Here is a 23,501-nt window from a genome sequence, read left to right on the forward strand (position 1 = left end):
TCGATGCAGGTCCCCTTTGCCGTCCGGGCGCTGCTCGCCAACCGCAGCGGTCTCGTCGGCGCCCTCCTCGTCGGTCTGCTTGTGCTGTCCGCGCTGGTCTCCCTCGTCTGGACGCCGTACGACCCCACACTCGTCCGGCCCCAGGACGGCTGGCTCCTGCCGTTCTCCGGCGGGCACGTCCTGGGTACCGACAAACTGGGCCGCGACGAGCTCAGCCAGCTGCTCACCGGCGCCCGCAGCACCCTGCGAACCGCCTTGCTCGCGGCGGCCGTCGCGGCTGTCGTCGGGCTCGGTCTGGCGCTCGCGGCGGTGCTCGTGCCGCGCTGGATCGGCGCCGTCGTCGTCCAGCTCACGGACGTACTGATCGCGTTCCCCGTCCTGCTGATCGCGATGATCCTCACTGCGGTGTACGGCGGCTCGACTTGGACCGTGGTCGTCGCGATCGGTGTCGGAGCGGGCGTCAACCTGGCCCGCGTCGCCCGTGCCGAGGCGGGGCGCGTGCTGGGCACCGACTACGTCCTGGCAGCCCATGCCGCAGGGTCCGGAACCTGGCGTACCGTCCGCAAACACCTGCTGCCGAACATCGCGCCCACGCTCATCGTGCAGCTGTCGCTCGTCCTGTCCGTGGCGGTGCTCGCGGAGGCGGCGCTGTCGTTCCTCGGGTTCGGTGCCCCGGCGCCCGCGGTCTCCTGGGGGCGCATGCTGCACGAGCAGCAGTCCTACATCGCCGCGCGCCCGCTCCTCGTCATCTGGCCGGGCCTCGCCGTCGCCGCCTCCGTACTCGGCTTCAACCTGCTCGGGGACGGACTGCGCGAGGCGACCGACGCCCGCCTGCGGGTTCGGGAGGCGGCGTGAGTCTGCTGACGATCACCGACCTCCGCGTACGGATCGGTGGTACGACCGCCGTCGACGAGGTAAGCCTGTCGGTGGGGCCGGGTGAACGGCTCGCGCTGATCGGCGAGTCCGGCTCCGGGAAGTCGCTCACCGCCCTCGCTGTCATGGGTCTGCTCCCTGACGGAGCCGAGGCCACCGGCAGTATCCGCCTCGACGGGCAGGAGATCCTCGGGCTCGGCGACCGGGAGCTGTCCCGATTGCGCGGTGAGCGCATGGCGATGGTCTTCCAGGAACCGATGAGCGCGCTCAACCCGCTCATGCGCATCGGGAAGCAACTCGCCGAGCCCCTGCGGCTGCACCGGGGCCTGAACCGGCGCCACGCGGCTGCCGCCGCCGTCGAACTCGCCGAACAGGTCGGCCTCCCCGACCCCGAACTCGTCGTCCGTGCCTGGCCCCACCAGCTCTCCGGCGGACAACGCCAGCGCGTCGGCCTGGCCATGGCACTCGCGACCCGCCCGGCGCTCCTCATCGCCGACGAACCCACGACCGCCCTCGACGTCACGGTCCAGGCCGACATGCTGAAACTGGTGGACGACCTCGTCCAACAGCACGGCACATCACTGCTGTTCATCAGCCACGACCTCGCCGTGGTCGCCCAGCTCTGCCCACGAGCCGCCGCACTCAAGGACGGGCGGCTCGTCGAGGAAGGCCCCACCGACACCCTCGTACGCACACCCCAACACCCGTACACGCAACGGCTCGTGGAGGCCGCGCGGGCCACGGGCTGGGACACCCCGGAGGTCGCCCGATGACGACATCGCTGCTCAAAGCGACCGGCCTGACCCGCACTTACCGCCTTCCGCGCACCTCACTTTTCGCGCCGACCACCCGTCGCCACGCACTCCAGGACGTGTCGCTGGAACTGACGGAAGGCCGGAGTCTCGGGATCGTGGGGGAGTCCGGCTCCGGCAAGTCGACGCTCGCCCGTCTCCTCCTCGCGCTGGACCGGCCCGACTCCGGCACCGTGCACTACCGGGACCGGGAGGTACGGCCGGGTGCGCCGCGCCGGCTGACCTGGTTCCGGCGCGAGGTACAGATCGTCCTCCAGGACCCGATGGGCTCCCTCGACCCGCGGGCCACCGTGCGGGACATCGTCGCCGAACCGCTGGAGTGCCTGCGGCTACCCGGCGACCACGACGACCGGGTGGACGAACTCCTGCGCGCAGTGGGCCTGGACCCGTCCGTGCGGGGCCGATACCCGCACGAGTTCTCCGGCGGACAGCGGCAACGCATCGCCATCGCGCGGGCGCTCGCCCCCGGGCCGAAGGTCCTCGTCGGCGACGAACCGCTCAGCGCCCTCGATGTCTCCGTACGCGCCCAGATCCTCGCCCTCCTCGACGAACTCGCCGACGCGTACGGGCTGACGCTGCTGCTCGTCTCGCACGACATCGGCGTCGTACGGCATCTGTGTACCGACGTGCTCGTGATGAAGGACGGCCGAGCCGTCGAACAGGGTCCGGCCGCATCCGTGCTGGCCGACCCCCAACACCCGTACACACGCCGCCTGTTGGCCGCCGTACCCCGGCTGCCCGCATGACCGGGAGACCCACATGACCACAGAGACCGCACGCCGACTCACCCTGGGAGCCCTGATCCAGGGCTCCGGCGGCCACATCGCCGGATGGCGCCACCCGGACGCCCGCCCCGACGGTCAACTCGACTTCGCCTTCCACGCCGACCTCGCCCGCACCCTCGAACGCGGCCGTTTCGACGCGCTGTTCGTCGCCGACGTCGTCGCCGTCTGGGGGCACCAGCTCGACTCCCTGTCCCGCACGGGACGCGCCGAACACTTCGAACCGCTGACGCTGCTGGCCGCGCTCGCCCTGGTCACCGACCACATCGGGCTCGCGGCGACGGCGACCACCACCTACAACCACCCCTTCCACATCGCCCGCAAGTTCGCCTCCCTGGACCACATTTCGCAGGGCCGCGCGGGCTGGAACGTCGTCACCTCCGTCGTACCCCTGGAGGCGGCCAACTTCGGCCACGACAACCACCTCGAACACGAGCTGCGCTATCGCCGTGCCGACGAGTTCGTCCAGGTGGTGAAGGCACTCTGGGACAGCTTCGACGACGACGCAGTGGTACGGGACAAGGCGACGGGACGCTACTACGAACCGACCGGGTTGCAGCCGCCGCACCACGAGGGCGAACACTTCACCGTACGGGGGCCGCTGAACATCTCCAGGCCTCCGCAGGGCCATCCGGTCGTCTTCCAGGCCGGATCCTCGGAGACGGGGCGGGAGTTCGCCGCCCGGCACGGGGAAGTCCTGTTCACCACGCAGCACGAGCTGGGCGCCGCCCAGGAGTTCTACGCGGACATCAAGGCACGCGCCGCCGGGTACGGTCGCGACCCTGCCCATGTCCTGGTCTGGCCGGGCCTCACCCCGATCGTCGCGGCGACCGAGGCGGACGCGCGACACCGGCTCGCCGAACTCCAGGACCTCATCCACGACGACGTCGCCCGCCGTCTCGTCCAGGACAACATCGGCGATCTCGACCTCAGCGACTACCCGTTGGACGGTCCGCTGCCGGACATCCCCGACAGCAACCGCAGCAAGTCACGGCGCGATCTGCTCGTAAAGCTGGCCCACGACGAGAAGTTGACGATACGTCAGCTCGCGGGGCGCTACGCCGCGGGGACCTCCGTCGCCGGAACGCCCGAGCAGATCGCCGACCGCATCGAGACCTGGTTCCACGAGCGCGCCGCCGACGGCTTCAACATCTCCTTCCCCTATCTGCCAGGCCCCGCCGAGGACTTCGTTGACCACGTCGTGCCGCTGCTCCAGCGTCGAGGTCTGCTGCGCACCGAGTACGAGGGCAGCACCCTGCGCGAGAACCTCGGCCTGCCTCGCCCCGCCGCCGCCGAGCGACACCTCCAGGAGACCGGACGATGAGCGGCCGCCGCACAGACCAGCTCCACCTCAACGCCTTCCTCAAGCCGCCGGGGGAGTACCTCGCCGCCTGGCGGCACCCGGACACCGCCGCCGACGCGGGAGTGAACATCCGGGAGGTGCTCTCCTTCGCCCGGATCGCCGAACAGGCCACGTTCGACGCGGTGTTCCTCGCGGATCTGGTCGGTGTGCCGTTCGCGAGCGAGGACGTGCTCAGCCGGGTCAGCGTCGTCAACGACTCGTTCGAACCGACCACGCTGCTGGCCGCGCTCGCCGCCGGCACCTCCCGGATCGGCCTGATCGCCACCGCGTCGACCAGCTACAACGAGCCCTACCACGTGGCCCGTTCGTTCGCCTCGATCGACCACATCTCCGGCGGGCGGGCCGGCTGGAACGTCGTCACCTCCCTCAACGACGGCGAGGCCCGCAACTTCGGTCTCGACGCCCATCTCGACCATGCCACCCGCTACGACAGGGCCGAGGAGTTCCACGACGTCGTCGCCGGGCTGTGGGACTCCTTCGAGGACGACGCGTTCCGCCACGACAAGGCGAGCGGTGTCTACTTCGACCCGGCGAAGCTGCACGCGCTCCACCACGAGGGCAAGCACCTGAAGGTCGCCGGGCCCCTCAACATCGCCCGCTCTCCCCAGGGCCGCCCGGTCATCGTCCAGGCGGGTGCCTCGGAGGCGGGCAAGAACCTCGCCTCCCGGATCGCCGAGGTGATCTTCTCCGGCATCAAGGACCTGACCAAGGCACAGGAGTTCTACGCCGAGATCAAGGACCGGGCCGCCGCCCACGGCCGCGACCCGGACCACCTGAAGGTGCTGCCCGCCCTGTCCGTCATCACGGCCCCGACCGAATCGGAGGCCCGCGACAAACTGACCCGCCTCACCGAACTCCTGCCCCCACAGGTCGCGTTGGCGGACCTCTCGTACTGGCTCGGCGGCTTCGACCTCAGCGAACACCCCCTGGACGGCCCGCTGCCCGAACTCCCGGTCTCCAACCAGTCGCAGACCGCACAGCGGCAGATCTACGAGGAGGCCCGCCGCGACAACCTCACCATCCGCGACCTCGTCCAGCGCTTCGCCGACGACGACCGCACTGTCGTGGGAACTCCGCAGCAGATCGCCGACCACATCGAGGAGTGGTTCCACGGTCGCGCCGCCGACGGCTTCAATGTCGTCTTCCCCTATCTGCCGGGCACGCTGTCCGACTTCGCCGAGTCGGTCGTGCCCGAGCTGCGCCGCCGGGGTCTGTTCCGCACCCACTACACGGGCACGACCCTGCGCGACCACCTCGGCCTGCCGCGACCGGCACGGCTCGGGTGAGGACCGGAACGGGTCCGGTCACCCGTAGACATGCCCAGCGTGCCGCCGCCCCCGCCCCACCGTCCGTCGCGCCCTCCCAGGAGTCCCCGTGAAGTTCCTGCTGAACGACATCGTCGCCAACACCCCCGACGCCGCCACCGGCCACCGGCCCACGCAGCGTGACCGCCTTCGCTCCGTCGTCGAACGAGCCGTCCGCGCCGAGGAGTTGGGCATCGACGCCGTGTCGGTGGGCGAACGGCACGGAGGCTACTTCCTGTCCTCCTCACCGGCCGTCCTCCTCTCCGCCATCGGCGAGCGCACCAGCAGGGTGCGGCTGCTCACCGGCGTCACCGTGCTCAGCATCCTCGATCCGGTACGGGTGGCCGAGGAGTTCGCGACCCTCGACAACCTCTCCGACGGCCGGGTCGAACTGATCGTCTCCAAGGGCAACCACCCCGACCAGTACAGCCTCTTCGGCCTCGACGAGTCCCTCCAGTGGGACTACCTCGCCGAGAAGTACGAGCTGCTGCGCCGCCTCTGGGAGCCGGAACCCGTCACCTGGTCGGGCCGGTTCCGTACCCCGCTGACGGGTGTCACCACCCAGCCGCGCCCCCTCCAGCGGCGCATCACCGTCTGGCACGGCAGCGCCACCAGCGAACGCTCCACCGACCTCGCCGCCCGCCACGGCGACCCCCTGTTCACCGCCAACGGCTTCCACCGCAGGGCGCGTTACGCCCGACTCGTCGACCACTACCGCGAACGCTGGGCCCACTACGGGCGGGCCCCGGAGGACGCCGTGGTCGCCGCCAGCTTCCCGAGCCTGCTGGTCGCCGACACCTCGCAGAAGGCGCTGGAACTCTTCCGCCCGGTGTGGGAGGCGTTCGCCGCGAGCCCCACGTTCAAGCACAACAAGTCCGAGATCACCACGGTGGAGGAGTTCGTCGGGGAGGGCTCGGCGCTCGTCGGCAGCCCGGCCCAGATCATCGACAAACTCGGCGAATACCACGAGCTGTTCGGCCATGAACTGACCGGCATCTCCGTCGAGCACACCCCCGCGGGCCTCAAGGAGGAAACCCTGGAACGGTTCGCCGCCGAGGTCGCCCCGGCGATCCGCGCCGGCCAGTCCAGCAGGGTCTGGGCCGACTGACCACCGGGTCCCCACCCGGCGACCCCGCACAGCCCTCCCCGCACGGCCCCGCGCCTATCCGGCCCGACCACAGGAGTCACCCCCATGGCCGCCACCACGAACGAGAAGGAAACCGAGCCCCTCCTCGACACCGCCCCCGACCCCCGCCCCGGGCTGCGCGAGTACCTGGAGGTCAAGCGGGCCGCCCTGCTCGCCAGGCGGGAGGCCCAGCAGACGGCCCCCCTCACCGAACCGCACAAGCTGCGGGCCCGTACGACGGCCGAGGAACGCAGCGGCGTACGGCGTATCCGTATCCGCCACCACCAGATCCTCAGCGACTCCCCGCCGGACTTCGCCGGCTACGACCTCGGGCCCGCCTCCCCGGAGATCCAGCTGGGCGTGCTCTCCAGCTGCCTCACCCACATCTTCCTCATCCAGGCCGCCGACCTACGGATCCCGCTGGACTCCCTGGAGGTCGAGGTCCAGGCCGACCAGGACCCGCGCGCCGGACAGCCCGGCTTCGAGCAGGTGCCGATCTACCCGCACAACATCTCCTACACCGTGCACATCACCTCGCCGGCGGGCAAGGAGCGTATCCGCGAGCTGCACGAGACGGTCGAACGCAAGTGCCCGATCTACAACCTCCTGGTCAACCCGCAGTCCGTCACCGGCCGGGTCGTTCTGACCGGCAGTCCGGAGGAGATCTGACGGCGCCGGTTCCGTCGAGCGGTTTCCTGGCCAGGTGCGCGGCAACCGCCATGACGACGACCGACGCCAGGACGATACCCGCGCCGACGTAGAGCGGTGCGGTGTAGCCGAGGCCCGCGGTGATGGCCAGGCCCCCTAGCCAGGCGCCGAGGGCGTTGCCGAGGTTGGACGCGGACACGTTGGCGCCGGCGGCGAGGGCCGCGCCGTGGGCGTAGTCGGTGACACGGGTGATCATGCCGGGCACGCCGGCGAACCCGAACACGCCCATAAGGAAGGTCAGTACGACCGACGCGGTGGCGTTGGCGGCCAGCAGACCGAATGCCGTGAGGGTGACGGTTAGTCCGAGCAGGGCCAGGATCAGGGCACGGTCACGGTCGTGGTCGGCCGCCCGCCCGCCGAGCAGGTTCCCGACGACCAGACCGACGCCGTACACCATCAGCAGCCAGGCGACCTGCGCCGACGAGAAGCCGCCGACCTCGGTGTACGTGTAGGCGATATAGCTGAACGCGCCGAACATCCCGCCGTACCCGAGCGCGGTGGCCGTCAGCGTCAGCCACACCTGCCAGGACCTGAACTCCCGCAACTGGGCCCGCAGACTGCCAGGTGACTCCGGGGCCGTCTTCGTCAGCGATCGCGCATCCCCTGCCCGGCCGGGGACGAGGGCGACGATCCCCGCCAGCGCGAGTACGCCGATCGCGGTGACCGCCCAGAAGGCCGCCCGCCAGCCCCAGCGTTCACCCACCAGCGCACCGAACGGCACGCCCAGCACGTTCGCCAGCGTCAGCCCCGCGAACATCACCGCCACCGCGCGGGACTTCCGCTCCGGCGCGACCAGACCGCGCGCGACCAGCGAGCCGATGCCGAAGAACGAACCGTGGCAGAGCGCCGCGACGATCCGCCCGAGCAGCATCACCCGGTAGTCCGGCGCGACGGCGGACAGCAGGTTGCCGACGACGAACAACGCCACCAGGCCGACCAGAACCTGCTTGCGGGGCAGCCGTGCCGTCGCCGCCGTCAGGACGATCGCACCCACCGCGACACTCAACGCGTACCCGGAGATCAGCCGTCCCGCGGCCGCCTCGGACACCGCGAAACTCGACGCCACCTGCGGCAGCAGCCCGGCGATCAGGAACTCGGTCAGCCCGATACCGAATCCGCCCAGCGCCAGCGCGACGAGCCCGCCCGGCATCCGCCGCTCGCCGCCGTCCGCGCTGAACTCGCTCATGGTCACCACCCTCACCTCAGGCGGCGGAACCGGTCCATGGACAAAGAGCGGCGACGCTTGGACGGACGCAAGGGAATCCCCGCTCGGTCGACCGGGGTCGCTCTCACGCTCTGGCACCGAGCGAGTGCGCTCTTCGCACCTCCGTGCGCCCCTGTGCTGCTTCCCTCGCGCTCGTCAGAATCACTGTTCACAACGTGGGGGACAGTGGTGACGACGCGTGCTTTCCGGGCTGACGCCTGCCTCCTGAGCTTTCGGCGACAGACAAGTGATGGTGCGACGTGTGGCGACCGCTTCGGCATGGCGAGGATCCGACGAGCATCGGCCCCTTCGAACTGCTGGGCAGGCTGGGCGCCGGCGGTATGGGCAGTGTGTACCTGGCCCGCCGGGCCGGCGGCGGTCTGCTGGTGGCACTCAAGGTGATCCGCCCCGAACTGTGCGCGGAGCCGGGCTACCGGGAACGGTTCGCCCGTGAGATCGAGACCGCCCGAGCGGTCCGCGGTGTGCACACCGTCCACCTCGTCGACTTCGATGCGGAGGCGGCCGTACCGTGGCTGGCGACCGAGCTGGTGCACGGCCCCAATCTGGCCGAGGTGCTAGCCACGCACCGCCGCCTGCCCGCGGACAGCCTGCGGGTTCTCGCGGCCGGCCTGGCCGAGGGGCTGGGGGCGATCCACGCGGCGGGGATCGTGCACCGGGACGTCAAACCGTCCAACATCATCCTGGCCGAGAGCGGGCCGCGGCTGGTGGACTTCGGGATCGCGCGAGCGGTGGGGCAGGGCGGGCTGACGTCGACGGGACAGTTCGTCGGCAGTGTCGTCTACGCGTCCCCGGAGCAGCGGCTCGGTCAACGGGTGGGCCCGGAGAGCGACTTGTTCTCTCTCGGGGTGGTGCTCGCCGAGGCCGCCGGTGAGCGGGTGCTCTCCCCGCAGGGCGCGCCGCTCGCCTCCGAGGCCGTCGACGGCCGTACGCAGTCGTTCGCGTCGCTGCCCGAGGACCTGGGCGCGGTCGTACGGCGGTGTCTGGCGCGCGATCCGGGCGACCGTCCGTCGTCGGCCGAGGTCGGCGGCAGGCTCGCCGTGCCGCCGCGGCCCGGCGCGGGCGGCACCCACCGTTGGCTCCCGGACGCGGTGTTCCGGTCGGTTCGGCGCAGCTCCGAGGAGTTCGAGAAGGCCGCGACCCACCCGCCGACCGTCCTGGATCCGCACGCCGCCGGATTCCCGCACGCACAGCCCACGATGACCGCTTCGGCCCCCGGCGCGGGAACGGCCCGTACGGGAGCGGGACACGACGACCCGACGGTACGGCGTACCCACGACTCCGCGCCGGCCCCCACCGCGCGGCGCAGGCACGTGCCGGTCGCCCTGTCCGCCCTTCTGGTCCTGGCCACCGCCGGGCTCGTCTGGGCGGTGTCGACCTCGGCGGGCGGAGACCAGGCAGAGGCGGGGAAGGATCCGCAGGTCGTCGTGACCCGTACGGCCACGCTCCCCGCCCCGGCGGCCCCGGGCGACGACGGGGAGGCGCCGCGCACGGTGTCGTCTCCCTCCGCCCCCGGTCCGGCCGAAGCCGAGCGGTACCCGTCGGCGGCCCCGCCCGGGGCACCGGCGTTCACCCGCGGAGCGCTCGGCGTCTCCCGCTACCGGGACCCTGGCTATGCGGCGACGGTGACGGCCGTGTCGGCGACCGGCCATCGGCTCACCGTGACCCTCCGGGCCAGGGGTGAGGCCGACCTGAGGCAGGCGGAGACCACCTGCCTCCTGGTGGACGGCCCCGACGGCACGTTCACGGTCCGCCCGTACGCCCGGCAGGCCACCGCCGACAGTCCCGGCGTGTTCGACGGGACGCTCTCCTTCCCGATGCTCGTCCCGGGCAGATACCTGCTCCGCTATTCCTGCCAGGACGACTACTCGGACGTCGAACTGGGCAACGCGTCCGTGCCGAACGTCGGCATCTCCCGCTACAGCGAGGAGTACTTCGCCGTCGTCCTGTCGGCGGACCGGACGGCCCGCGGCACCCAACTCGTGTTCGCGGCGACCGGAAACCCGGACCTGCGGCTGCCGCAGACGTCGTGCCTGAACCAGGGCGGCGCGGAGGAATCGCCGGCGGTGAGCTTGCGGGACAGCGCCACCGAGCTGAACCACTACTACTACGGAGCCATGGCTTTCCGGTCCGGCGCCGCGGGAGGCCGTTTCACCTATTCGTGCGAGGACGACTACACGCCCGTCGTCCTCCCGTGACACGGGGATCTCGCGAGGGGCGGCCCTTGGTCAGGGCGGGCCAATAGGCTGTTGCCGTGGTGGCCGAGAGGGCCGGGCGCGAGTCGTCACGAGACCGGGCAGGCGCTCGGCGCCGGACTCCCGGGGGCCGGGGCAGGGCGTGCCGACGAGGAGTGGTTCGGCTGTCCCGACGGCGCGTCCGACCGCGTCGCCACAGCAGCGCCCGCCGGTCCTCTGCCGGTCTGCTCGGTGCCCCGACGCACTGGTCGCCGCGACGGCAGCCGACCGCTTCGAACGCCTGCTGGAAGACGCCGCCGACGCCCCTCACGCCTCCGTCAGAAACAGCTCCACCACCGGTACGAGTACGTCCGGCCGGGTGACCGGAAGCGTCAGGGTCAGGGTGCCCTCGGGCTGGGGCAAGGGGGAGAGGTGGGCGTGCGGTTGGGGTGTGCTGTCGAGGACGTCGAGCCCGACCTCGCTGCCGTCGCCCAGCAGTTGGGCGTACTCCACCCGGCCGGCCAGCCCGGGCAGGTGCACATGTCTGAACGGCCAGGAGAACAGGTGGAGGTAGAGGCGGTCGCCGCGCAGGGTGTACACGCCGTGGGCGGGCGGAGTGAACGGGGCGGGCCCGGCGCCGTGGATCGCGCGGGCGTGCAGCCGCATCCAGTCCGCGAGGGAGTTCAGGACGCCACGGGCGCGCGGCTCGATGTTCCCGCGGCCGTCGGGACCCACGTTGAGGATCATGTTGCCGTTGTTCGACACCGACTGGACGAGCATGCGTGCCAGGTCACCGGGGTCCTTGAACTCCAGGTTGTCCCGGTGGTACCCCCAGGAGCCGTTGAGGGTCTGGCACGCCTCCCACATGATCTCGACACCGTCGTCGACGAGCGGCCGGTCCGGCTGGTACTGCTCGGGCGTCACGTAGTCGCCCGGGATACCGAGGCGGTTGTTGACCACGATGCCCGGCTGGAGGGCGCGGGTCGTCGCGAGGAGTTCCGCCGAGTCCCAGTCCTCCGGTCCCTTGCCGGGCATCCCGCCACGGTCCCAGGGAAACGTGAAGTCGTAGAACATCAGGTCGATCTGACCGTACGAGGTGAGCAGCTCCTTGACCTGGGCGTGCAGGTAGGCGCGGTATCTGCCCATGTCACGGCCGGAGTTGAGAGCCGCCACGTCCGGCGCGTTGCGCAGCGGATGCACGCCGTCGATCACGTAGTCGGGGTGATGCCAGTCGAGGAGCGAGTGGTAGAAGCCGACCTTCAGTCCTTCGGCGCGTACGGCGGTCACGAACTCGGCGACCAGGTCCCGGCCACAGACACGGGCCGAGCTGTAGTCCGTGACCGCCGAGTCCCACAGGCAGAAGCCGTCGTGATGCTTGGTGGTCAGTACGGCGTACCGCATGCCGGCCGCGCGCGCCGCGCGGGCGATGTCGGCGGCGTCGAACAGATCGGGGTCGAAGTGGTCGACGTACCGCTGGTACGCGGCATCGTCGATCTCCTCGTAGCTGCGCACCCATTCGTGCCGTGCGGCCATGCTGTAGACGCCGAAGTGCACGAAGAGGCCGAACCTCGCCTCCCGCATCCAACCGGTCGCCGCGGGTGTGTCACGCGTCTGGGGCAATTCGATTCCTCTCAATTCCGCCGGATCGACTGAGGGGCAATACTCCCCTTCCACGGCCTGCCGTCAAACACGCTGCCGACATACGAACCTGGTTCTTTTTCTATTTCGGACCAGGTTCGTTTATGGGTGATTCCCGTTGCCTGCTTGACACCCGGTGATTTCCGTCCGCAGAATTCGGCAACCGAGATGGGAGGTCAGCCGTGCGGCTCAGGAGTTCCTTGAGAACCGGTCCAGCAGTGGTCGCCGTGGTGATGAGTCTGGCGCTCACCGCGTGTCAGGACAGTGGTTCGGCGAATTCGAGCAGTGGCTCGCTGATGATCAATTATGCTTCCGGGAAAACCGTGCTCCAGCGGAACTTCAACCCGCTGACCAGCACCGGTGACGCTTCACCAGGAACCAGGATCTACATGTATCAGTCGCTCATGGGGGTGAATGTCCTCAAGGGTGGCGAATTCGAACCGTGGCTCGCCTCCGCGCAGAAACTGTCGGCAGACGGCCGTACGCTGACCGTGGACATCGACAAGAAAGCCACCTGGAGCGACGGGAAACCGGTCACCGCCGCCGACGTCGTGTTCACCTTCGAGCTGGTGAAGAAAACACCCGCACTCGACGCGTCCGGTGTCTCGTTCTCCTCGGTGACCGCGCAGGGGGAGAAGACGGTCGTCTTTCAATTCGACAAGCCGGCGTTCACCCAGGTCGCCTCGATTCTCCAGCAGTACATCGTGCCGGAGAAATACTGGGCGAATCAGAAGAACCCGGTCACCTTCACCAACCCCGACCCCGTGGGCAGCGGCCCGTACACCCTCAAGCGGTTCGACCCTCAGCAGGTCAGCCTCACCCTGCGGGACGACTACTGGCGCAGCAAGATCCAGGTCAAGCAGATCCGGCTGCCCGTGGTGAACTCCGCCACCGAGATCTCCCAGCTGACCAGTGGTCAGGAGGACCTGAGCGGCGGCGCGATACCCAACCTCGAGAAGCAGTACGTCGACAAGGACCCGGCGAAGAACGGCTACTTCTATCCGACATACGGGTCGCTGATCCTGGTCTTCAACCACGACCGGGGCGTCCTGAAGGACGTCCGTCTGCGCAAGGCGGTCGAGCTGGCGATCGACCGACAGCAGCTCATCCAGCTCGTCACCCAGCTCGGCGCCACCCCCATCAGCCAGACCGGCCTGGACGCGGCGACCCAGGGCAAATGGCTCGACCCCGCCTACAAGGACGCCGTCAAGACCGACCTCGCGGCCGCCAAGTCCCAGCTCCAGCAGGCCGGTTACACCTTCAGTGGCGGCAAGGCGGTCAAGGACGGCAAGCAGCTCACGCTCAACTACATCGAGGTCTCCGACTTCGCGGACTCCGTGCAGCGGGCCAGGATCATCGCCGACCAGCTCGGCAAGATCGGCATCAAGGTGAACGTGCAGCCGCTCGCGCAGGGCACCTACACCGACACCCGCGCCAAGGGCGACTTCGACCTCGCCTCGTACGGGCTGGCGTACGGCGCCGTGCCCTGGCAGGTCTACAACCCGCTGCTGAACAGCCAGTTCGCCGGCACCGCGAAGGGCGGTGTGGCGCAGACCAACAACTACCTGCGCTGGCGCGACAAGTCCACCGACGACCTGCTGAACCAGTTGGCGAACTCCGGCGACGAACAGACGCAGATCCAGCTCACCCGGAAGCTGGAGAAGATCATCGTCGACCAGGTGCCGTTCGTGACGCTGTCGAACATCACCGCCGGCTGCGCGTGGAGCGCCCGCAACTGGACGGGATTCCCCGACAAGAGCAATCCGTACGCCATCTGCGCCCCCTGGAACGGCGGCCCGGCGTTCGAGAACGTGCTCGCGCAGCTGAAGCCGGTGAAGTGATGGCCGTGCCCAGGGAGTTCGCCCGATGACGGCGACGACACTTCCGGCGCCGCCCGCCGGACCACCGACGGCGGACGGCCCGCCACGCCGTCGCCGGCGCGGCGGCCGGGCCCGGGTCCTGCTGCGCCGCCTCGGCTTCTATCTCGCGACCGCCGCCGTCGCCGTCACCCTGAACTTCGTCATCCCCCGCCTCATGCCGGGCGACCCGGCCTCCGTCATCCTCAACAAGCTGGCCCAGAGATCACAGGTCAACGCGGCCACCGAGAAGTCCATCCGGGCGTTGTTCGGCGTCCCCGACCAGAACCTGGGGGAGCAGTATCTGCACTACCTATCCCAGCTCGCCCACCTCGACTTCGGGATCTCCACCGCCTACTTCCCGCAGCCCGTCGGCGAGATGATCTCGCAGGGCCTGCCCTGGACACTGGGCCTGGTCAGCCTGACCACCGTCCTGGCGTTCCTCCTCGGCACCGCACTCGGCATCATCTCCGGTGCCAGGCCCGGCAGTCGCCTCGACAGTGTGCTGGCACCGCTCGCGACCTTCCTCGGCTCGATGCCGTACTTCTGGGTCGCCACCATGCTCCTTCTGCTGCTGTCGGTGAGCCTGCCGGTCTTCCCCTCTCAGAACGGCTACGACCTCAACCTCGAACCGGGCCTGAACTTCACGTTCGTCAGCAGCGTGATCGCCCACGGCTTCCTGCCCGCGCTGACCATCGTCGTCTCCTCGATCGGCGGCTGGCTGCTCGGCATGCGCAACATGATGATCACCACCGTGGCCGAGGACTACGTCAGCCTCGCCGAGGCCAAGGGCCTCAGCCGCTGGCGGATCCTGCTGGCGTACGCCGCCCGCAACGCGATGCTGCCGCAGGTGGCGGGCCTGGCCATCTCCATCGGCACCGTGGTCGGCGGCTCGCTGCTCGCCGAGGCGGTCTTCGCCTACCCCGGCATCGGCTACCTCTTCTACCAGGCCGTGGTGAACCTCGACTACCCGCTGATGCAGGCGCTGTTCCTGATCATCTCGCTGTCCGTACTGGTGGCCAACTTCATCGCCGACTCCGTCTACGTCCTGCTCGACCCGCGCACCCGGGAGGACGCATGACGCTCACGGCGACACCGCCCGCCCGGCTCACCTGGCGTACCGCGCCGCGCCGACTGATCCCCGCCAACCGCAAGGCCCGCGTCGGACTCGCGATCATCGCCGGGTACGTCCTCGTGGCCGCCGCCGGTCCGTGGATCGTGCAGTCGCTCATGGGTCTGTCACCCACGGAACTCACCGGTGCCGTCCTCCAACCCCCTTCCATGGACCACCCGTTGGGCACCACCCAGGACGGCACCGACGTCCTCGCCCAACTCGTCGTCGGCACCCGCACATCGCTGCTCGTCGGTGCCGTCGCTGCCGTCGTCTCCACCACGCTGTCCGTGGCCGTCGGGCTGATCGGCGGCTACTACGGCGGCACGGTCGACTCGGTGCTCGGCGCCCTCACCAACGTCTTCCTCGTCCTGCCCGGGCTGCCGCTGGTCATCATCCTCGCCGGGTATCTGCGGGGCAGGGGCGGCCCGTTCGCGGTCGCCCTGGTCATCGGCCTGACCGGCTGGGCCTGGGGCGCCCGCTCCAAGCGCGTACAGACACTGTCCCTGCGCAACAGGGACTTCGTCCTGGGCGCCCGGCTGCTCGGCGAGAGCAATCCGCGGATCATGCTCGTCGAGGTGCTGCCCAACCTGCTGCCGGTGATCTCCGCGACGCTGATGCTCTCCCTCGTCACCTCCATCCTCGCCGTCTCCGGCCTGGACTTCCTCGGCATCGGCGACATCAACACCGTCAGCTGGGGCACGATGCTCTACTTCGCCCAGCAGCGGCAGGCGATGGTCTCCGGCGCGTGGTGGTGGTTCGTACCGCCCGGAGTGGCGATCACCGTGCTCGGCGCCGCCGCCGGGCTCGTCAACTTCGGCATCGACGAACTGACCAACCCGCGACTGCGCGGCGCCCGCCGCAAGAAAGGGGCACAGTGAGCCTGCTGCTGGACGTCAGGAACCTCAGCGTCGACTACGGCACGGCCGCCGAACCCCTGCCCGCGGTGTCCCAAGTCTCCCTGGAACTGCGCCGCGGCGAGATCCTCGGCATCGCCGGTGAGAGCGGCAGCGGCAAGACCACCCTGATCAACGCCCTGCTACGGCTGCTGCGCCCACCCGCCGTCGTCCGCACGGGCAGCGCTACGCTCCACCCGCGCTCGGGCGACCCCGTCGACCTGCTCCACGCCGACGCACGCCAACTGCGCAGAACCCGCTGGGAACACACGGCCGTCGTCTTCCAGAGCGCCATGAACGCCCTCAACCCCGTCGCTAGACTCGGCGCCCAGTTCACCGACACCCTGCACGCCCACCGCCGAATGACCAGATCGGAGGCGCGCGAACGCGCCGCGCACATGCTCGGACTCGTCGGCATCCCCGCCACCCGCCTGGACAGCTTTCCGCACGAACTCTCCGGCGGAATGCGCCAGCGGGCCACCATCGCGCTCGCCCTCGTCTGCGACCCCGACCTGCTGGTCATGGACGAGCCGACGACGGCTGTGGACGTGGTGATGCAGCGCCAGATCCTGCGCCAAGTCATCAGGTTGCAGCGGGAGTTGGGATTCTCCGTCGTCTTCATCACGCACGACCTGTCACTCCTGCTGGAGATCGCCGACCGCATCGCCGTCATGTACGGCGGACGGATCGTGGAGAGCGGCCCGGCCGGCGATCTGTACCGGGACCCGAAACACCCGTACACGCGCGGCCTGCGCGACTCCTTCCCGCCGCTGCGCGGACCGATGCGCCGTCTGAACGGCATCCCCGGCAACCCGCCCGACCTGCGCGGCCTCCCACCGGGCTGCCCCTTCCAACCGCGCTGCCCGCACGCGACGCCCGAGTGCGAGGAGGCGCCTCCCGCGCTGACCACGTACGGCACTGAGCGAGCCGTGGCCTGCATCCACGCCGACAACCTGCCCGCGCTGACCACCGGAGGGCGAGCATGACCGACGAGCAGGCCCGAACGCCCCAGCCGGCCCCCGTACTCGAAGCGGTGGACGTCACCGTCCACTACCCGGTGCACCGCTCCCGCGGGGAGACCGTGCACGCCCTGGAGAACGCCTCCCTGCGTCTGATCCCGGGCCGCACCGTGGCCCTCGTCGGCGAGAGCGGCAGCGGCAAGTCCACCTTCGCCCGGACCCTCGCCCTCGCCCAGACCCCCACCAGCGGCAACATCCTGCTGTACGGGAAACCCGCCTCGGCACGCGGTCGCCGGGCCCGCCGCGCCTACGCCCGCCGGGTCCAGATGGTGCTCCAGGACCCCTTCGCCTCCCTCAACCCCCTGCACCGCGTGCGCTATCTGCTCGAACGGCCGCTGCGGCTGCACGGCTCCGTCACCGGCGGCGAGGACATGGAGCGGCGGCTGCGGGCCCTGCTGGAACGCGTACGGCTCACCCCGCCCGAGCGCTTCCTGGAAGCCTTCCCGCACGAACTGTCCGGCGGCCAGCGCCAGCGCGTCGCGATCGCCCGCGCGCTCGCCGTCGAACCCGAAGTGCTCCTGGGCGACGAACTGGTGAGCATGCTGGACGTCTCCATCCGCCTGGAGATCCTCAACCTCCTCGCCGCCCTGCGCGACGAGGAACACCTGGCCATGCTCTACATCACCCACGACATCGCAGGCGCCCGCTACTTCGCCGACGAGATCGCGGTGATGTACGCGGGGGAGATCGTCGAGTACGGCACGGCGGAGGACGTCACCCAGACCCCGGCCCACCCCTACACCCGACTGCTCCTGGACTCGACCCCGGACCCGGACCGGATGGAGTTCCTGGCGGGCCGCACGAACCGCGAGGACGGCGAACGGGACGTCACCGGGGACGACTACGGCGAACCCCCGGACCTCGTCCACCCCCCGTCCGGCTGCCGCTTCCACCCCCGCTGCCCCCTGGCCCGCGCCGCCTGCCGCACCGAGCAGCCACCGCACGTCGAGCTGACCGACCGTCACTGGGCCCGCTGCGTCCTGCTGGTGCAGCCGGACGCCTCCCGTGACACGACCACCGCGGAGCTGACCCCGTGACCCCCCTCCCGGACGACCTGATCGAGGCCGCCCACCGCTGCCTCGTCCTCGGCTTCGACGGTACGACCGTCCCCGACGACCTGAGACGGCTGGCGGACACCGGACTCGGCGGCGTCATCCTGCACACCCGCAACGTCGCCGGGCGAGCCGAACTGCGCGCCCTCACCGACGAGTTGCGCTCCCTGCGCACCGGACTGCTGGTCACCGTCGACCAGGAGGGCGGAAGCATCAGCCATCTCGCCAGGGCCGGGGCGCCCGAGACCCCGGGAGCCTGGGCCCTCGGCGTCGCCGACGACACCGAGTTGACCGCCGCCGTCGCCGACGCGCTCGCCCGGCACCTCGCCGAGTGCGGAGTGGCCGTCAGCTACGCCCCCGTGGCCGACGTACACCGGGACGCCGCCAACCCCATCGTGCGCACCCGCTCCTTCGGCGCCGACCCCGGCCAGGCCGCCCGCCACGTCACGGCCTGGACGAAGGCCACGCTGGCCGCCGGTGTCGCCCCGTGCGCCAAGCACTTCCCGGGCCACGGCTCGACCACCGTCGACAGCCACTTGGGCATCGCCGTCGACACCAGGGACGAACGAACCCTCCGCGAGACCGACCTGCCGCCCTTCCGGGCCGCCATCGCCGCGGGCGTCCCGCTCGTCATGACGGCCCACGTCGTCCACCCGGCCCTCGACGCGACCGCTCCCGCCACGCTCAGCCGCCGCATCCTCACCGACCTCCTGCGCACCGAACTCGGCTTCGAGGGCGTCGTCGTGACCGACGCCCTGGAGATGAAGGCGATCGCCGACACGGTCGGGGAACCTGCCGCGGCCGTCGCCGCGATCGCCGCGGGAGCCGACCAGCTGATCATCGCCCGCCCCGACCCGACGCTGTGGCGGCGCTGCCGGGACGCCCTGCTCGACGCCCTGGCCGGCGGCACGCTGGACCCCGCCCGGGTCGTCGACGCAGCCCGCCGCATCGACACCTTGGCCGACCGCTTCGCCCAGCCCCCGACAACGACCGGCGGCCCCGCCCCGGAGGACGTGGGACTGCTCGCCGCCCGCCGCGCCATCCGCTGGAAGCCTCTGCCCGGCCCCGTCGTCGATCCGTACGTCGTCGATCTGCACCGCCGCCCCAACCCCGCGCTGGAATGGGACCGTACGGACCTCCTGACCCTCCTGCGCGAGGTCATGCCCGCCACCGACGGCGTCGTGACGAGCGAGGGCCCCGTCGACGTCCCCGGCATCCTGCGGCACGCCCAGGGGCGCCCCCTGCTGATCGCCACCGAGGACGCGGACCTGCACCCCTGGCAGGCGGCGGCCCGCACCGCCCTGTTCACCGCCCGCCCCGACGCCCTCCTCGTCGCCACCGGCATGCCGGACGCGGAGACGGAGGCGGCGGACGGGGTGTGCGCGTACGGACGGGGCCGGGCGAACCTGCGTGCGGTGGCCGAGGCGCTGCTCTAGGCGTGATGTCCTATCGCGCTCCCGAGTGAGCGACCACCGTGCCTGGCGTCAACGTGCCAACCTCTCGACGGCCGCCGGGGTGGCGGGGGTGAAGAAGTTGACGAGGTTGCCGTCGGGGTCGCGGAAGAGCAGCGACCGGTTGCCCCAGGGCATCGTGGTGGGCTCGGTGACGAAGTCGGTGACGAAGCCGGTCAGGTTCTGGTGGACGAGGTCCACGTCGTCGACGAGGAACTCGGTGATCACGCTGTGGTTGTCCGCCGGACGGGCGGAACCCGGGGCGAACAGCGGGACTGTGCGGGTACCGGCGATCGCGAGCGTGGCGCCCGGGGTCTTGAGTTCGGCGAAGTCCTCAGTTGCCCACATCGCCCGCACCCCCGTGGCTCGCTCGTAGAACTCGACGAGGCGGGCTACGTCGCCGGTGATGATGCGGATCGAGACGAACTCCATGGTGATCTCCTTGGCCGATCGGTCGGTGCACGGCGCAGGCTAGGAGAAATAGAGGACAGAATCCGTCCTGTATTCGGCTTAGGCTTGTGCACATGCCTCGACCCACCGGCCGCGTGCTGACACTCCTGGAACTGCTCCAGTCGGGCGGCACCCGGACGGTCGCCGAACTCGCCGAACGGCTCGGCGTGGATGGACGCACCGTGCGGCGGTACGTGGATCATCTGATCGACCTGGACGTGCCCGTGGAGTCGGTGCGCGGCCGCTACGGTGGGTACCGGCTCGCCCCCGGCTACCGTCTGCCTCCGCTCATGCTCAGCGATGACGAGGCGCTGGCCGTGCTGCTCGGCCTGGTCGCCGGCCGCCGATCAGGGTTGACGACGGCGGAGCGCACGGCGAGCGAGACGGTGTCGGCCAAGATCCGGCGCGTACTGCCCAAACACGTCGCCCGCCGGCTCGACACACTCCTGGAGTCTCTCGCCTTCACGGATCAGCCCGGCGAGTTCGCCGCCCCGGACGCCGGGGTCCTGCTCACCGTCGCCGATGCGGTACGCCACCGCCGACCGGTCTCGATCAGATACACCGACCGCGACGGCCGGCGCAGCCACCGCACGCTGCACGCGTACGGGATCGTCGCCCATTCGGGCCGGTGGTACGTCACGGGCACGGACCCCGAGATCGACGAGGCCCGAACCTTCCGGCTCGACCGCATCGCGGACGCGAGGACCCTGCCCGGCTCATTCGACGAGCCCGTGGGTCCCGATCCGGCACAGCGCGTGTTGTCGGGGTTCGCCACGGCCGAGTACCGGCACGAGGTGACCTTGCGGATCCACGGCACCGTTGAGCAGATCCGCGCCCGCCTTCCCGCCGGCGTCGCGACTGTGGAGGAGCACGCGCCCACGGCAGGCGAGGACCGGGCGACCGAGCGCTGGCTGCGCGTCGAACTACGGGCGGAGCGGCTCGACTGGTTGCCTCCGCTACTCGCCGCACTCGACCGGCCGTTCGTCATCGATCGCCCCGATGAACTGCGCGACCTCGTCCTCGCGCTCGCCGATCGCCTCGCGTCCCGCGCCCGCCAGGTCTGACAGTGAGGACCGATGTCGTGTGGTGGCACATCTAGGCCGTGGCCGGGACGGTGGTGAGAGAGCGAGTGTCGGTGGGGAGAGGGTGGGTGTCGGCGGGGCCGCCGGTCAGGGCCGCGGCTATCGCCAGGCGGTACAGCCCGGTCGGTCGGCCCTTGCGGTGGGTCTGGGTCAGCCCCTCGGCGGTGACCAGGCCGTGTGCGTGGAGTTTGCGGACCAGGCGCCGGCCGCTGGGGTCGGTGACGGCCATGGCGTCGGCCAACTCGCTGGGTGTGACGGTCCGTCCGGCCAGGTCGCGTTCGATCGCGGCGAGCCGTGACAACGTTGCCGGACTGAGCCCGACGGTCCGCGCGAGGGAGCGCATCCGGTCGCCCTGCTCCTGGGCCGAGCGGGGCTGTGGCGGCCCACCCGGTCCCAACGGCCCGATCACCAGCCCGCTGTCCTCCATCAGATAGCCGCACGGCCGGTTCTCCGACTCCGCGCGGGCGGCGGCCCGTTCGGCGAGGATCACCGAGGAACGTGCCGAGGGCCCCACGCCGAACCCGGCGGCCACCCCCACCCCGAGCGACTCCTGGGCCTGCTCCAGCACCGGGACGATGAGCCAGTTGCGGCTGAGCCGCTCGAACACCGTACGGCGTCCGAGGACCACGACACCGCGCCGGCCACGGTTCTCGATCCAGGCGTCGCTGAGTTCGGGCGTGGCCCGCAGCAGCTGGAGCAGCCCCATACGGGCGCGCTCCAAGTCACCTGGGCCACCATGCCTGTTGACACAGAACACACCGGCGGCGAACCCGGCGGCGCCCGCCTGTTCGGACCGGATGCGCAGCACCAGCTCGTGCAGTTCGGCCCGGATGCTGGACGGGACGGGCGAGCCGTTCAGCACGCGCAGGCTGCCGCGCAGCTGTCGCAGGACAGCGGTCCGCGCGGTGATGACGTAGCCGCCGCCCTGCCGGAGGGACCGCTGGTGAAAGGCGCAGATCTCCTCGACGGTCTGGTCGTCGGCGTACGGCAGGCACGCGACCCGGGTGCGGTCGATGTGCAGCGCCTCCGCGACCTCGGAGACCACCTCCTGGTCGAAGGTGTCGATGCTGACCGGAACCGGCTGCCAGCCACGGGCCTGCGCCTGGGACAACGCCAGCGCCAGGTCGAGGGCCGAACTGCGGGTGACCGCGACGGGGAGTCCGGGGGAGAGGACGTCACGGCACGCGCGATACGGAACGGCACCCACCAGCAGTCCGTCCAACGCGTGTCCGTCGGCGAGGCTCTGCACACGGGGCCGGATCTCGTGCTCGTGCCCGTACGTGACCCACTTCAGGGAGATCCCGGACAACGGCTCGACGGCTTCTTCGAAGACTCCACGGCGGCTTGCGTGAACGACAAGTCCGATCGACAAACTCACGATGTACCACCCATCAGGAACGTGGTCCTGGGCTGCTCTTGGCGGAAGACGGTACACGCAGGCACCCCGTGCTTCCATGGCGCACCCGGGCAATACATCCGATGTATGGGTGATCGGTGGGAACTGGAGGGTGCTTGCTCTGCTGTGTGTGGCCGAGCCGACAGTGCGGCGGCGTCACCCTCCTCGCATCCACGCCCGGGTGCCGAACGAGGCGCACGCCAGGGAGGCGACCGTGGCGGCATTCCGCAGGGCCTCGGCGAAGTCCCGCGGAGTCAAGTGGTCGTGAAGGGCGAGGTCATGGGTGAGGGCTCCGTGCAGGACGTCGCCCGCGCCCAGGGTGTCCGCGACCGGGACGGCGGGCACGTCCACCGTGCCGCCGCTGTCGGGGCCTGCCCACACGATGGGCAGCCCGCCCCGGCTGACCGCCGCCCAGCGGACCCCCTGCTCCCGCAGGAACCGCAGGGTGTCCTCCGGTGTGTGCGTGCCGGGCGGGCGGAAGTCGTCCGAGCAGACAGCCACGTCGATCAACGGCAGCAGGTCCTGAGTACCGGCCTTCCAGCTGCCCCCGTCGAGGACGGTCCGGCGCCCGACGGCACGCGCGGAGCGGGCGGCGGCCCGGGCCAGCTCCCCGTGGTGGCCGTCGAACTCGACGATGTCGCAGGCGGCCACCAACGCGTCAAGATCGTCGGGTGGGGCGAGCCGATGGCCCGTCGCGTTGGTCGAGACGACGGCACGGTCTCCGCTGGACTCGGTCACGAGGACGGAGGACACGGCAGGCGGCTCGACCGAGCCGGCCGCGAGATCCGACACGGCCACGCCCAGACGGTGCAGGTCCGCAGCGACCGCGAGCCCCAGCGGATGGGAGCCGATCGCTGTGAGCAGCCTGGCCGCACCGCCCAGGTGGGCGAAGGCCGCGGCCGCGTTCGCCGCCGGACCACCTGCGGCCACCGTCTGTTGACGGGCGGTCAGCTTCTGGTTGGAGGAAGGCGTGTGCTCCACGAGCTGGATGACATCGAGCGTGCACAGCCCGACGAACAGCCCTTCAGGACGCCTCCTCGCTGCCGACTCCACCCACCACCTCCTCCTGCCGTGTGTTCATGCCCGCCCCCGCCTCCCCCTACCCGCAGGCAGGCCGGCCGGAGCGTGCATGATCACGGCCGGGGTCGAAGCGGTCCGGGTCGGGGTGGAGCGCCGGATCCCGGTG

General features: G+C 70.6%; 20 protein-coding genes. 15 read left to right on the forward strand and 5 right to left on the reverse strand.

What is annotated here, in order from left to right; genetic code table 11:
• Nucleotides 1–3: 3 nt before the first annotated feature.
• The 7 genes from OG787_RS50090 (at nucleotide 4) to OG787_RS50120 (ending at nucleotide 6,929) form a co-directional block, all read left to right on the forward strand.
• On the forward strand, nucleotides 4–855 hold the full coding sequence (locus OG787_RS50090; protein WP_405540136.1) for an ABC transporter permease: 852 nt from the start codon (nucleotides 4–6) through the stop codon (nucleotides 853–855).
• Nucleotides 852–1,646: an ATP-binding cassette domain-containing protein gene (locus OG787_RS50095; RefSeq protein ID WP_405540137.1), complete on the forward strand. Its 795-nt coding sequence runs from the start codon at nucleotides 852–854 to the stop codon at nucleotides 1,644–1,646. Before OG787_RS50090 ends, OG787_RS50095 begins: the two co-directional genes overlap by 4 nt.
• Complete coding sequence (locus OG787_RS50100; RefSeq protein ID WP_369031499.1) at nucleotides 1,643–2,431, forward strand: ABC transporter ATP-binding protein; 789 nt, start codon at nucleotides 1,643–1,645, stop codon at nucleotides 2,429–2,431. The genes OG787_RS50095 and OG787_RS50100 overlap by 4 nt, the downstream gene beginning before the upstream one ends.
• A 13-nt stretch (nucleotides 2,432–2,444) precedes the next feature.
• A complete protein-coding gene (locus tag OG787_RS50105) occupies nucleotides 2,445–3,791 on the forward strand; it encodes an LLM class flavin-dependent oxidoreductase (RefSeq protein WP_405540139.1) in 1,347 nt (448 codons plus the stop codon).
• Nucleotides 3,788–5,116, forward strand: coding sequence for an LLM class flavin-dependent oxidoreductase (locus tag OG787_RS50110; RefSeq protein ID WP_405540140.1), 1,329 nt, complete (start codon nucleotides 3,788–3,790; stop codon nucleotides 5,114–5,116). The genes OG787_RS50105 and OG787_RS50110 overlap by 4 nt, the downstream gene beginning before the upstream one ends.
• An 88-nt stretch (nucleotides 5,117–5,204) precedes the next feature.
• On the forward strand, nucleotides 5,205–6,242 hold the full coding sequence (locus OG787_RS50115; RefSeq protein ID WP_369031502.1) for an LLM class flavin-dependent oxidoreductase: 1,038 nt from the start codon (nucleotides 5,205–5,207) through the stop codon (nucleotides 6,240–6,242).
• Between the two features lie 84 nt (nucleotides 6,243–6,326).
• A complete protein-coding gene (locus OG787_RS50120) occupies nucleotides 6,327–6,929 on the forward strand; it encodes an OsmC family protein (protein ID WP_369031503.1) in 603 nt (200 codons plus the stop codon).
• Here OG787_RS50120 and OG787_RS50125 read toward each other — a convergent pair.
• Nucleotides 6,886–8,118: an MFS transporter gene (locus tag OG787_RS50125; RefSeq protein WP_405540805.1), complete on the reverse strand. Its 1,233-nt coding sequence runs from the start codon at nucleotides 8,116–8,118 to the stop codon at nucleotides 6,886–6,888. The two genes, OG787_RS50120 and OG787_RS50125, sit on opposite strands and share 44 nt — an antisense overlap.
• A 314-nt stretch (nucleotides 8,119–8,432) precedes the next feature.
• Between OG787_RS50125 and OG787_RS50130 the strand changes: the two genes are divergently transcribed.
• Nucleotides 8,433–10,388 carry a protein kinase domain-containing protein gene (locus OG787_RS50130; protein WP_405540142.1) on the forward strand — a complete coding sequence of 652 codons (1,956 nt, stop codon included), beginning with the start codon at nucleotides 8,433–8,435 and terminating at the stop codon, nucleotides 10,386–10,388.
• 303 nt (nucleotides 10,389–10,691) lie between these two features.
• Here OG787_RS50130 and OG787_RS50135 read toward each other — a convergent pair whose 3' ends face one another.
• Nucleotides 10,692–11,984 (reverse strand): alpha-L-fucosidase, encoded by a 1,293-nt coding sequence (locus OG787_RS50135; RefSeq protein ID WP_405540144.1) that lies wholly within the window; start codon nucleotides 11,982–11,984, stop codon nucleotides 10,692–10,694.
• A gap of 314 nt (nucleotides 11,985–12,298) precedes the next feature.
• Here OG787_RS50135 and OG787_RS50140 point away from each other — a divergent pair, with 314 nt between their 5' ends.
• From OG787_RS50140 to OG787_RS50165, 6 genes are read left to right on the forward strand one after another with little or no spacing between them, the layout of a single operon-like run.
• Entirely contained in the window at nucleotides 12,299–13,843 is a 1,545-nt protein-coding gene (locus OG787_RS50140) for an ABC transporter substrate-binding protein (RefSeq protein ID WP_405540146.1), read from the forward strand.
• A gap of 25 nt (nucleotides 13,844–13,868) precedes the next feature.
• A complete protein-coding gene (locus OG787_RS50145; protein ID WP_369031508.1) occupies nucleotides 13,869–14,939 on the forward strand; it encodes an ABC transporter permease in 1,071 nt (356 codons plus the stop codon).
• A complete protein-coding gene (locus tag OG787_RS50150) occupies nucleotides 14,936–15,850 on the forward strand; it encodes an ABC transporter permease (protein WP_405540147.1) in 915 nt (304 codons plus the stop codon). The genes OG787_RS50145 and OG787_RS50150 overlap by 4 nt, the downstream gene beginning before the upstream one ends.
• Nucleotides 15,847–16,851 (forward strand): ABC transporter ATP-binding protein, encoded by a 1,005-nt coding sequence (locus OG787_RS50155; protein WP_369031510.1) that lies wholly within the window; start codon nucleotides 15,847–15,849, stop codon nucleotides 16,849–16,851. Before OG787_RS50150 ends, OG787_RS50155 begins: the two co-directional genes overlap by 4 nt.
• Complete coding sequence (locus tag OG787_RS50160; RefSeq protein WP_405540148.1) at nucleotides 16,848–17,921, forward strand: ABC transporter ATP-binding protein; 1,074 nt, start codon at nucleotides 16,848–16,850, stop codon at nucleotides 17,919–17,921. Before OG787_RS50155 ends, OG787_RS50160 begins: the two co-directional genes overlap by 4 nt.
• Nucleotides 17,918–19,372: a glycoside hydrolase family 3 protein gene (locus OG787_RS50165; RefSeq protein WP_369031512.1), complete on the forward strand. Its 1,455-nt coding sequence runs from the start codon at nucleotides 17,918–17,920 to the stop codon at nucleotides 19,370–19,372. The genes OG787_RS50160 and OG787_RS50165 overlap by 4 nt, the downstream gene beginning before the upstream one ends.
• Nucleotides 19,373–19,420: 48 nt before the next feature.
• Here the strand turns inward: OG787_RS50165 and OG787_RS50170 are convergent, their stop codons facing one another.
• The gene (locus tag OG787_RS50170) at nucleotides 19,421–19,819 is read right to left on the reverse strand and encodes a VOC family protein (RefSeq protein ID WP_369031513.1); all 399 of its coding nucleotides are present in this window, start codon (nucleotides 19,817–19,819) and stop codon (nucleotides 19,421–19,423) included.
• Nucleotides 19,820–19,911: 92 nt separating this feature from the next.
• Between OG787_RS50170 and OG787_RS50175 the strand changes: the two genes are divergently transcribed.
• Nucleotides 19,912–20,901: a helix-turn-helix transcriptional regulator gene (locus OG787_RS50175; RefSeq protein WP_369031514.1), complete on the forward strand. Its 990-nt coding sequence runs from the start codon at nucleotides 19,912–19,914 to the stop codon at nucleotides 20,899–20,901.
• 31 nt (nucleotides 20,902–20,932) lie between these two features.
• On the opposite strand, the gene OG787_RS50180 is transcribed toward OG787_RS50175, so the two are convergent.
• Together OG787_RS50180 and OG787_RS50185 are read right to left on the reverse strand one after the other, a co-directional pair.
• Nucleotides 20,933–22,297 (reverse strand): MarR family transcriptional regulator, encoded by a 1,365-nt coding sequence (locus OG787_RS50180; RefSeq protein ID WP_405540150.1) that lies wholly within the window; start codon nucleotides 22,295–22,297, stop codon nucleotides 20,933–20,935.
• Between the two features lie 174 nt (nucleotides 22,298–22,471).
• Nucleotides 22,472–23,368, reverse strand: coding sequence for a PfkB family carbohydrate kinase (locus OG787_RS50185; RefSeq protein ID WP_405540151.1), 897 nt, complete (start codon nucleotides 23,366–23,368; stop codon nucleotides 22,472–22,474).
• Between the last annotated feature and the right edge of the window lie 133 nt (nucleotides 23,369–23,501).

The sequence above is a fragment of the Streptomyces sp. NBC_00075 genome, from assembly GCF_045041225.1.
GTDB lineage: Bacteria > Actinomycetota > Actinomycetes > Streptomycetales > Streptomycetaceae > Streptomyces > Streptomyces adonidis.